The following is a 12,085-nucleotide window of genomic DNA, read 5'->3' as shown; positions in this document are numbered from 1 at the left end:
AAAATAATTTTATACGATACCGATCAAGAACGAGCCGGCTTGATCATCCAAGCAATCGGCGTTTTAAACCGGCAATTCCTTCACTTTTAAAAACTTCCCAACCACGTTTCCCAATCGCAAATCCAGTTCTAGGTTGGAAAAAAGATTGCCGGAGAATTCCACTCAATTTCTCCCAATCGATATTGCTCGTGTTCCCACGAAATCCGGGGGTCAACGCCGATGAGAATTCTTTCATTGCCTTTTCACATTTTTCCTGGTCAAAAAAATCGGGAAATTCCACTTTACCCTGATTATTCCACCAGGCCAGATAAGTAGACGCATCGAAAGGATCTGGAAACGCGCTCTGAAGATCAACTCTTTCGCGATAAACGAGACGCTGCGCCTTGGAGATTGGTGTGCCGTCCGTGTAAAAACCATAAGCCCAGGGTTCTTTTGCCAGCGGCTCATCAGCCAGTGCCTCGGTCTGCTTCGCATACCAATTGACAAGCTGATGCACAGCCTGATTATTTCCGGCATTTTTTGCAGCCATAATGCGATGAGCACCACTGTCAAAACCAGTAAAATGATAGAAACCCAACGGCTCACCATCAACCATATAATTGCCCGATGCACTCAATCCTAATTTGCGGGTGGTCAAATTCCAGGTTGCAACGTTGTGACGACTGGATTTCATAATAGCAACACCATCAAAAAATGCAGGCACCAGATCAATCCATCGTTGATCTGTGAAAAGGCCGTTTGGAATATCGGCGCGACAAAAATGATAAATCCGCTGACTCCACCATTCTGCAAATTCATGACCGACATCAGAAGCTGCGACGGCGATAAATCCGAGGTTATAGATACCGTGCTTCAAGCTGCAGATCTCATTATCCATCACCGCCGAGAGCGTTTTCTCCGGCCTAGTTTGGTGCGGCGTCAGAACAATATTAGCCTTGTCCAATGCTGCGACAATGTCATCAAGACGGGAAAATGCAACGGTATCCGGATCAAGATAAATTACCTTTTGGCAGTCGGGCAGCTTAAGCAGCCGGAGCAGCATAAACGGCTTAATAGCGGTCGCCAATTCTACGATTGTGTGACAAAACGCCCATCCGCGCCAATCAGGAATACCCAGTTCGGAGGCAGGCCAAATCTGGTCAAAAGGCTCACGACTCAGATCGATATCCGGTCTCGGTTCATCTGCAAGCGCCAAATGAAGCCGCCACTCCGGATGATGCTGCCGCAAGGATTGAAATAGCATGCGTACTTTCGGAATGTAATTAAAAGCAGCGCTGGTGAATACATTAATATTGGACATGTCAATCTCAGTGTGCAAGATATATCTTACTATGAAACAAAATCAATTCATCAAGAACGCTTGCGGCATCCATAGAAGCCAGGACGAGTCCTTTCGAATAAGAAGCGATACGTTCAGCTGGTGCGCCAAGGTTAAACGATGCAACTGGCAGATCCATGTACATCAATTCCTGCACAACATAGGAGAACGTCTCGGGCCAGATTGAAGGAAATAATATGATATTCGCACCTGAAGCATCAATAAGACTGGCTAATTGATCATACTGATAGGGTCCGGTCTGGCTGACAACAGACGGCTCACAACTCACTTCTATGGAACCAATAACAACAATATTAACATCGACTTCACGCCTTTTAATCTCGCGAGAAAGCTGCTGGATAAATGCGGCGCCTTTATGAAACCCGATCTGCCCTACAACACCAATACGCAGTGATGCAGTCTGTCTAATCCGGACGACTTTATCCTCTAGATATGCAACTTCGTGTGGTCTGATGGATATTTGTGAACTTTCAATTTGCGGATAAGCTTTCATTAAAAGCTGAGCTGTACTATTGGAAAAGGTTATGATCTCATCAGCAGCAGCCAGAAGCGATCCCCAAATGGCGCGCCATTTGGAAATATCACGCTCGGTAAAAAGTGCGGCGAAGCCGTAGCGATTCTTGGGCAAACAGTTATCACACACGCTAATCTCTGGAATCCGGCAATATTTTCCATCATGATCAAGGAGAAAATGAGATGGGCAAACCAGATAAAAATCATGCGCCAGCACCATGAGCCGGGCAGAGGTCAGCACTTTCAACCGTATTAAAAATTGCGGAATCTCGTCCGGCTTCACAAAAGATACTGCCGTATTATAAATAATGTCTTTGACTGAAAGCTGTTGGAGTGATTGCCACAGGAAAGTGATATCAGGTATTGAATATCGAACATTCAAACGTTTATTTCTTACGATCACCATATGGGATAAGGTCGCCACATGATAAGTCAAAACGATCGCACTTCGCCCCTCGCTAATGATGGTATCAACCAGGCGATCCCGATATTGGTTTGCGCCTCCGCCAAGATTGTGATCTAAAATCACGCTTAGATTCTGACCTTCCTGGAGCTCGAACAGAGAAACAAACGCATCAGGCTTCTGCAGCGCGGTTTGCGGTCTTCCATTCAGGTAGCGTTTGACTTTATCAAAAAAAGAAGAAATTTTTCCTGATCGGATAAGATACAATCCCCGCTTCAACAAGGTACCCGCTTGTCTTAATACAATACGGTTTTTATCCTTTGCATAGTCGTTAGAAAAGCAGATTATCTTCGATGACGGAACTGATAATTCTATTGTAGAACCATCTGCCAAAGCACATTCCAACACAATGGAATCCGGATGCTTTTCATCAGAAAGTGCCCCGAACACCACATAACCGGAATTCATTGCCCTGGCATGATTCAAATAAGAACGCCCAACATCTTCCCGGGATTTTCCAAAGTCAGCGTAAATATGTTCTGGCACGTTCCTTCCAGCAGACATTACTCGGAAGCGTAATGAAACGATTTCATATCGTGCATGAAAAATCCAGCCGAAACCAAACATCACGTTATCCTTAACCACCAAAGAATCAATCGTCCAATATAAATCAGACATCCGGCCTCCCGCGGTTTGAAGCGAGGTTTATTATTTTTAATAACTTGTACCCCGGAGAAGATCGAATAGATTCAAGCTGAGTATGTGCTTGCGTCAACTGGCTCTGTGCTTGCGTCAACTGACTCTGCAATTGCTGTAGCTCCTGCAACCGATTAATGGCAAGCGATTCCGCATAGGCCTTGGCTTTCTCGGTAGCGGCAAGCCGGGTTTGCAAATACTGAATTTCGGTCAGACGTTCATAAGCGAATTTCTCGGCTACAGACTTCGCCGTCTCTGTACGCTTAAGACGCGAGTCCAGAGCTTCTCCTGGAAAAGGACCGGAACAACCCGGCAAGCTTGCATCAGGGGACCAAGTTGAAAATATCCTGCTCTCAACACCAGAAGAAAAAGTACTTAATTCTGATTCCATCCGTAAGAATTTTGCAAAGTCCTCTTCTCCAAGTGAAAAACCAAGGCTATTCATAACAGTCAGAAGAAGTCCTCCTCTCGTTGCCACAGTAGGATCTTGCGGCTGGGAAAATGTGGAAATACCCTTCATCAATGATGTGATTGCGCGAAAAAGCAGGTAGCTAAACGGAATTCCCTGTGATGCGCACCATTCTCGGTCAACGTAAACTGCTTTTCCAGCATCAGTCATAACAATATTCGATGGAATGGCATCAAGATAATCTCCAGGAAGTAATAAATCCTGCGATTGTGAATTACACGAATGGCCTTCCGAATGAGCAATCTCTAAAATAATTTCCATATACCTGGAAAAATAACACTGAATTTCTTTAGCCGTCCAGTTCGGCCTGGTCACAATCTCAACAAACTCCCGATAAAGTGTTTTCCCATGAGAATAAGCCAAATCACATGGCAGTTGAAAAAACAAATCCCGGTTGTCTATTTTTGCAGGCGAACCATTCGCCGAAAGAATATGACGTTTTACTTGAATATCACCATCGCATCGGACAAAAGAAGTCTCCTTACAGAAAATAGATCGCCGGTCCGTACTGAAATAATAAGCCAGCACATCCGATTCGAAGTCACATTCGGAGCTATTGACAGCAACGATCAGAAATGAATTGGCCAGATCAACAGCCAGGCCATTACGAAAAACAACCGGCAGAGCCCGTTCCAATGAAAACAATGTTCTCTCGGGCAATTGCGCGTCTTTCGTAATGGATTGACAAGCAAGTTCAACCGCATCGAAATCTGGAGCACTCAAACCTTCGGTTGTAAGGATACAAACCGGAAGTTTATAATCAGGCAAGGGAATCAGGAATTCTGATTTTACGAACCCCGCCTGATGGATCATTTCAGCCAGGAATTTATATCCAAACGTCTGCGGCTGGTCAGTCTGATAACGCCCTTCTATTCCGTACATTGGTTGCCCGAGGTGATCTTCAGGCGCGCCTGCGAAATACTTGAGCCCAAGTTGATTTTCGATCGCCACAATCAGCTTGCCGTTAGGTTTCAGCAGTGATCGTGCGCGCTCCAACATAGCCAACGCAGGATGCTCATGCGTGGCAAAAAGACCGGCATATTCCAACACGCCAATGAGCGTGATTACATCAAACTTCCGATCAATCCGGAACTGATCGAATTGCTCAGCGACTACCACGACATTAGATTGATCATGCGTTCTGGATCTAGCAATGGCAGCGCGTCGCAAACTGCCTTCAAGCGCCAATACATTTGCGCCGCATTCGCCCAGATAACGTGTAATCGCACCACAGCCTGCACCGATTTCAAGAATATCTCCGCCAAGCCCGGGTTCAAATGGCCGCAGAATATTGGCCCGGACACCGGACAAGTGATACAACGAAGGCCAATCAGTACAGTGAGTGCGTAATTCATTCGATAACACACTGAGATCCTTTGCCGTTGTAACAATTTTCTCGATACGCTGCTCAACTTGGTCACCATCACTGTAAGCAATACCGCAATATTCCGATCGTGACCAAACGTTAGTTTCGGTATTGAAAATATAACCCGCTTGCAGCAAAACCGATTGCATCATGTTATTTCCTGAACCGTCAGATCCAGTTGTAAATCGCACAAACCAAAGAATGCAGTAACTGGACTTACCTGCAGATGAATTGCATCATAGCGCCTATCATGCGGAATTACCTCGTCATTTTGTTGCGTTGCAATTCCCAGAGAAATAAAATAATCTCCCGGTGCAAGGCGGCAAATAAAAATAGCATTGGCGACTATCACAGTATCCTTCTTACCTAGTGACTCAAAGGCAGCTACTTGCAGCAACCTGGAATTAGCACCATAGACTGTGACACCTGCCTTGGTTTTGATAGTAATACCCATAATCGGATGCACTAGATCAACATGAAACCTTATTACGACACTCAGCGAGACGGTCTGCCCTGTCGTAATGACCAATGGATAAAGCTCGTTTTCAACTGACATATGGAAATCGAGAATCGTTGCTGCTCCATCTCCCCAACGATATTCATGCGGATTATAACCAGCACGGGTAGCAAACACGTCGTCGACGTGATTCAGCATGAGCAGATCGTTTTTTATTGACGCGGAAGAACTGGAAATAATGGCAGAGGGTGATGAGCAAGATTCTTTACGTTCTTTGCCAAATAACAAATCCATATAGCGATTGACGACATGCCGCGGTTCGCCGGCCACAGCTACGGAGCCCTCATTGAGTAACATCGCGCGGGAACAATGTGTCACAATCTGCTCACTGGAGTGAGTCACCAGTAAAATGCTTGTTCCATTGCTTTTGAGTTGCTTTAAACACTCAAAACACTTGGCTTGAAACTTCGCATCGCCCACAGCCAAGGCTTCGTCAACAATTAAAATATCTGGAGAAACCTGAGCCTGAACAGCAAACGCCAGACGCACCATCATCCCGCTAGAATAGGTCTTGACCGGCTGATTGATGAACCCGCCGATGTCGGCAAAGGCCACAATATCATCAAATCGTGCATCGATTTCTTCCTGACTCAGACCCAGCACGGTAGCGTTCATGTAAACATTTTCCCGGCCGGTAAACTCCGGATTGAAGCCTGATCCCAATTCCAGCAGGGCGGCAATACGCCCGTGGGTCTGGACATTACCACTGGTCGGATCCAGCGTGCCGCAAATCATCTGTAGCAAGGTAGACTTGCCGCAACCATTGCGGCCAATGATGCCGACTGTCTCGCCCTTCTTGATCTCGAATGAAATATCCCGCAACACCCAAAACTCACGAAAATATTGCTTAGGCTTCCGTCCAGCCAGGCGTTGCAAGCGGGGAATGATGATCTGCTTGAGAAAATGGCGTGGGTGATCGTAAATCTGATAGCACTTGCTAAGATTTTCGACCTTAACGGCAATGTCAAAGGACATTGGCAAATCCCTTGCGGGTTTTCTGAAACCAGGCGAAACCCAGCCATGCCGTTACTGTGGCAAGTAACAAGTAGATACTCCACCCCTGCCAGCTTATCCCATTCCCCCAAATCATCACACCACGAGCTTGCTCAATGATAAATGTCAGAGGATTGATTTGCAGAAATTGATGGTATTCCGCAGGTAGAGCAGTAATCGGATAAAAAATTGGCGACAAAAACAACAGCGCAGTCGTCATGACGCCGACAATCTGACTGACATCGCGTAAAAATACTCCCAATGCCGCCAGGAACCAGCTAAGCCCTAAAATCAGCAATAAGAATGGGATCAACAATAAAGGAAATAATAAAAGTGTGATTTGCGGCACACCAAAGAAGACCAAATAAAAGATCAACCAGACCAGAAAGCTGATCAAGAAGTGAAAAACTGCAGAACCAATGGCAACAATGGACAGTATTTCCAAGGGAAACACTACTTTCTTAACGTAATTTACATTTCCCAGCACCAACCCTGGAGATCGATTGATGCACTCTGCAAACAAGTTATAGATCATCAAACCGGCGAACAAAACCAGTGCAAATTCGGTTCTGGAATCCGTGCCGCCTTCCCAGCGCGCTTTGAACACCACGCTAAATACAAATGTATAAACAATCAACATCAAGACTGGATTAAAGAATGACCATAATATCCCCATAATGGAACCCCGATAGCGGCCAATGACCTCCCTTTTGGCCAGAGAATAGATCAGGCTTCGATGGGTCCTGAGGGTGTTGATTAAGGTAAATGGAGAGATCGATCGAGCAGCGTGCGGATTCAATTTTAAAATTCCAAGCTTACAAACAAATTTTTAATCCTGCAAAATGCGCAATTCATTCTCGAAAGCTCCTCCGCAAGAAACCGGAAGAAAAACTTCACCAATCCATGTTGCTAGATTACAAAATCATGACAATAATAACAGGTGCGACATTATCTACAAAAACGTGAATTAGAGCGAGTCATTTATCCGGCAAGTCGTTGAGAAACATCATTGAGGCAATCATTATAAGAAAAAATAAACAGAAAAACCTAGTATTACAATCCCCGCACCAAGCCCTTTGTCATTGCCTTGAAACTATTTAGTGTACTTATTCTAGTAAAATTTTCCAATAGCCAATGTGATTAATATCACAGGGCACGAAAGCCAAATTACTTCCGGCAAAGCCAAAAGTTTATATTTATTGATTCCTCAAAGAGATGAAAGCTGCTACTCCGCCTTAAAAGCCGCATCAGATATCCAGTTTGAGCTGATCATAATGCTCGCCTTTCTTTTCTTGGCTACATATGTATTTTCCTAACACATCTCTTTACCCAATACCCTCTTCTGGCGCTGATTCGGGATTAATACTACGTAATATCTACAATTCCATGTCGTATGCATCAGCTTCAGGTCAATCTCTCATTTGATTCTGCTAACTTTGGATCAAACTAAAAGAATCAGGATTGTCATTTTCCCTCATCAAACCTTTATCAATCACCCGATGTAGCTGGAAACCACTTTATTCATCATCCTGAACACTTTGTATAGTATTTCCACAAGGGCATGATCGGAAAATTATAGCCTACGTCACATAAAATAATTCAATCTTAAAGAGTTGCTCAACAGTTTGTTTTTGCTGTTTTCTGATTGCTTTGGCTGGTGTGATTGCATATTTAAATCCTGCCTTTTGTGAAAGGTCGCGTTATCTATGACCACGGCTGATGCTGACGGGAGCTTTGGCAACAGATCGTGCACCGTCCGGCCGAAAAAAGTATCTGCATCAATATTGCTTATGAACACCACCGTCAAAAGACATTTGCCGATCAACGCCCCGATCACATTGGCGCAACCCTCGGTATGCCGATTACAGGATGCTGCGATGTTTTTTTATAGCTGATGTTCATACGCCGCAGCGCGTGGCTGATGCCTTTTTCGCTTACACCCAACCGACGACCCCGTTTGGCTTGATAGACGCCCGGAAACTCCCGCACATCACGGGCCAACGCGATCATGTCGATCTTCACCGCCGGTTTGTTACGGATTTGCTTGGGATTGGGATTCTTCACCCCGCGCATCACGCTGGCAACCCCCACACAAAAACGCGCTGCCACCTGCGCAATTGTAAGTCCTTCCTTCTTACGAACGGATAAAACCTTGCAGCGAAATGATCATGGATAAGTCATTTATCGATTGCAATCAATTTATTTGAGCTTTGCTATACCTTTACCCGGATAAAAAGGATGGATGACAAGACGCAAAATAATCGTCAGTTCCTCCGTGACACTCTGGATTTTAAGAATGGAAGCACCGTGGCATAATCTGCCCTCCTCATCTTTTAGCTGAAAGAATACACGCCCTCGATTCTGCTGCTGATACAATGGAGCGCTTGGGAATTTTTGCTGGAGCGGTTGATTGACAATCTCGATTGTGCGTGGCTGGTGATGCCAATCACATCAGGGTTCACCCGCATACTGCAGATGCACAGAAATGAGGCTAGTAAATTAGCGCGATAAAAGCTTTTGCTCAGCCGGCATCGAATACAGTGATCTACACAGCAAAACTTTTGGGTTCCGTATCACGGACAAAAAACTTGATCTGTTTCTGCTGTAACTAATCTGACAAGAATATTCCTACATATATTAGGACATATTCAGTACAGTGGTACTATAAAATTAAGTCGGCCTGTCACTTATTATTCGAAAGCTATAAGAATATCATTCAACGGACAGAAAATAGAAGCTGATGGAAAAATTAGGAATAGCAAGCTGAAGAACATATAGCGGACCGGAGAATAGCGCTATTTATCATGAGAATGTTTTGGATGCAAAAGCTCTAATCAGTCTATCAATCTTTTAGCGGTTGTATCTAGTAGATATTAATGGAGTATTCATTACTTGCATACCTATTGACCCGCTGTAAGTTAAAACTTGCTGTGAGCACAAGTCAATTACAGAGAAAACTATCATCGCATATTGGTCATCAAACGATACGTCCGCGTCATGATTCTCGCATCTCGAAACGTTTGCCGCTGACAGAGATTTTAAAGCTACAAAGCTGCGATTTTTATCACACCGACCGGCATTAAACAGACATATAATGTAATTTTATTTTAAATGCCTAATTTTTAGGATGAATGTCATTAGCAGCGATTAGACGATTATAAAATAATCGACAACAACTTAGCGTTTATATTAACTCTTAGTAAATAGAATCAAACGTCTTATATAAATGGTTCAAATAACCATAAGAAATTACATTGAAAATTTAAATTTAGCTAAACACTGGCGTTGATATTATTTATCAAGTTACTGTAATTATTAACAAATAACTCAATTAGATTATATCTACTAACTAGAGGTACAAGAATGAAAACTAGTTCTTTTCAATATCAAGTAACATTATTTTCCCTCCTCACACTACTGTGTATCAGTAGCAATAAAATTCATGCTCATAATCCGCATGACATGGTATTCGGATTGGGCATTTCCCCTAATTTCGCTACCGATAAGACTCTCTTTCTGTCCACCGATGCTGAAGCGACTTCAGATCAATATACAAACATTCTGCGATCAACCGATGGCGGCGCGACATGGACTCGACTGCCGAACGGGTTGGATAACGTATTTGCAAACATCTCTATTCGCGTCTCGCCAAACTATGGTACCGATAATACGGTTTTTGCCACAACCAGGGGAGATGGGGTATATCAATCCTTGGATCAAGGAAATTCCTGGCAGCTTTCTAATGCCGGTCTTTTCAATCTGAAAGTGAAGGAATTGACTATAGCCAAATCAGGAAATAATAATTATGTGGTTTTCTTGACGACTATGAATGGCCAGCTTTACCGCCGTGCCCGGACAGAAACGACCTGGACTAGATTGCAAAATTCAACCCTAGGTATACAGCTGGTAGCCGTATCGCCGAGCTTCGCAACCGATCTGACGGTCATCACCGTCAATAAAACGGGAAATCTGCAAAAATCTACCGATGGAGGTTTCACCTGGAGCAGTATCGAAAATATCACCGGTACAACCTTTCATGACATCGCAATGTCGGGAGGGAATCCTAAAGAGATATTTCTGGCTACTAATGACGGAATCTATTACAGCAATAATACAGGCGCGACCTTTACCCACAAACCAGCCAATCTACCATTGGAACCAATTAACAATGTATCACTATCTCCAAACTATTTGAGCGATCGCACAGTTTTTTGTACAAGCTTAACAAAGGCTGTATATAAATCGACAGATGGAGGCCAAAACTGGATTTATCATGCATCCGGCGCGGTAGTGACCGGACAAACGGCTCCATTGGAAGAATTCAGCGAATTGCAGGTATCCAATACATTTCTGGCAGACCAAGCGGTCTTTCTGTCGGCGTATGACGGCCTTTTCATTTCGAGAGATGGCGGCACCACATGGGCTCAAAGACAAACCCGGAAAAATCTGCTCACCGGATTGGCTTTATCACCCAACTTCATCAATGATCAAACCGCGATTGCAACAACATACTTTGGTGGAGGCGTATACACTTCTACCGATCGTGGTACAACATGGACCATGGAAAGAACGGGGTGGACAGTCCCACGTAGCCTGAGTCTTCCAATGAGTGCTTTCGATGTCAATTTCTCCCGGAATCAATCAGGTTCACCTACGGCAGTCGCCACACGGAATACTGGACATATTGGATTCTCGAACAATTTCGGACAAAACTGGACTGTAAAATATATTCCAAACATCCCTGAAATATCACCATTTGCTGTTTATACGAATACATTCGTTTTATCGCCCGCATTTGAAACTGATCGGGAAATCTATCTCGGCACAAGGTCACATGGAATACTTCAAACCCTTGATGGCGGCAGCAGCTGGCGCTGGCTGCGGGGTGTCCCCACTACATCCCATATCGTAAGTTTGGCTATTTCACCTAACTATGCGAATGATCGTACTGCTTTTGCCGCAAATCGCGCTGGAAAAGTCTGGCGCACAACGAATGGCGGTGACAGCTGGTTACAATCATTGAAATTCGATTCAATCACACTACGCGGACTACCGGGACAACAGCATTTATCAATTGCCGTCTCCCCTCAATTCGCCGCGGATAAATTAGTCTTTATCGGCACAAGCAATGGCTTATATCGCTCAAAGAATGGAGGCAATGTGTGGACCACAATGACTCAGAATCATATAGGCCCGGGGAACGCGATCCATCAAGTCGAGTTTTCTCCTAATTTTTCCAATGATCGGCTTATCTTCGTCAATGTCCACGGAAAAGGATTATATAAGATTAAACTTAACAATCAAGGAAATATAGCGCAATCAAAAAATATAGGCACTCCATTGCTGCAAGAAAATATTCAATTTACTGAATTTCGCCTTTCTCCTGGCTTTGCGCTTGACGCCACCATTTTAGGCGTTGCACGAGATAGTACTTACATTTCAAACGATAGTGGCTTGACCTGGGCATTAGCAGGTAAGGTTGAATGGTAATACGCTGATTTCAAGAATTCCCAATTAATAACCCTTCTCCTCGCTATAGCGGGGAGAAGGGTTTCGCTGTTCACGCCGCGGGCATGATCATGGATATGCAATCGACCCGTCGTAGTTGGGAATGCAGTCGATGTCATAAGCAAACATCGCTGACAGTAGGAACGTTGTTTCATTCAGCCAATCTGTCATTGGTTTAAGTAGTCTATTCTGAAAAACCCTTAAGCATTTGATATTAGTTATAAATGCACTGTATGTTAGTGATCATAGCGACCGAAGATGTTAAAATGGCGCTGTATTTC

6 protein-coding genes and 2 pseudogenes are annotated in these 12,085 nt (G+C 44.2%); 2 read left to right on the top strand and 6 right to left on the bottom strand.

The window, feature by feature from the left end:
• Positions 1 to 43: 43 nt before the first annotated feature.
• From C4S39_RS13165 to C4S39_RS13135, 6 genes and pseudogenes are all read right to left on the bottom strand, one after another.
• The gene (locus tag C4S39_RS13165; RefSeq protein WP_103967418.1) at positions 44 to 1,300 is read right to left on the bottom strand and encodes a glycosyl transferase; all 1,257 of its coding nucleotides are present in this window, start codon (positions 1,298 to 1,300) and stop codon (positions 44 to 46) included.
• 7 nt (positions 1,301 to 1,307) lie between these two features.
• Positions 1,308 to 2,933, bottom strand: coding sequence for a glycosyltransferase (locus C4S39_RS13160; protein WP_103967417.1), 1,626 nt, complete (start codon positions 2,931 to 2,933; stop codon positions 1,308 to 1,310).
• Positions 2,926 to 4,938 (bottom strand): class I SAM-dependent methyltransferase, encoded by a 2,013-nt coding sequence (locus C4S39_RS13155; RefSeq protein ID WP_103967416.1) that lies wholly within the window; start codon positions 4,936 to 4,938, stop codon positions 2,926 to 2,928. The genes C4S39_RS13160 and C4S39_RS13155 overlap by 8 nt, the downstream gene beginning before the upstream one ends.
• The gene (locus tag C4S39_RS13150; RefSeq protein WP_103967415.1) at positions 4,935 to 6,278 is read right to left on the bottom strand and encodes an ABC transporter ATP-binding protein; all 1,344 of its coding nucleotides are present in this window, start codon (positions 6,276 to 6,278) and stop codon (positions 4,935 to 4,937) included. The genes C4S39_RS13155 and C4S39_RS13150 overlap by 4 nt, the downstream gene beginning before the upstream one ends.
• Complete coding sequence (locus C4S39_RS13145; RefSeq protein ID WP_103967414.1) at positions 6,268 to 7,095, bottom strand: ABC transporter permease; 828 nt, start codon at positions 7,093 to 7,095, stop codon at positions 6,268 to 6,270. The genes C4S39_RS13150 and C4S39_RS13145 overlap by 11 nt, the downstream gene beginning before the upstream one ends.
• A 1,034-nt stretch (positions 7,096 to 8,129) precedes the next feature.
• Positions 8,130 to 8,417 (bottom strand): annotated as a pseudogene (locus tag C4S39_RS13135) (IS630 transposase-related protein); the annotation flags it as partial.
• A 1,242-nt stretch (positions 8,418 to 9,659) separates the two neighbouring features.
• Here C4S39_RS13135 and C4S39_RS13130 point away from each other — a divergent pair.
• Both C4S39_RS13130 and C4S39_RS13125 read left to right on the top strand, forming a co-directional pair.
• Entirely contained in the window at positions 9,660 to 11,786 is a 2,127-nt protein-coding gene (locus C4S39_RS13130) for a WD40/YVTN/BNR-like repeat-containing protein (RefSeq protein WP_103967413.1), read from the top strand.
• Between the two features lie 55 nt (positions 11,787 to 11,841).
• A pseudogene (locus C4S39_RS13125) lies at positions 11,842 to 11,980 on the top strand (IS1595 family transposase); the annotation flags it as partial.
• Positions 11,981 to 12,085 lie beyond the last annotated feature (105 nt).

The sequence above is a fragment of the Nitrosomonas ureae genome (assembly GCF_900108305.1).
Classification (GTDB): Bacteria; Pseudomonadota; Gammaproteobacteria; order Burkholderiales; family Nitrosomonadaceae; genus Nitrosomonas; species Nitrosomonas ureae_B.
The sequence above is the reverse complement of the archived record's forward strand: the minus strand, read 5'-3'. Positions and strand labels throughout refer to the sequence as shown.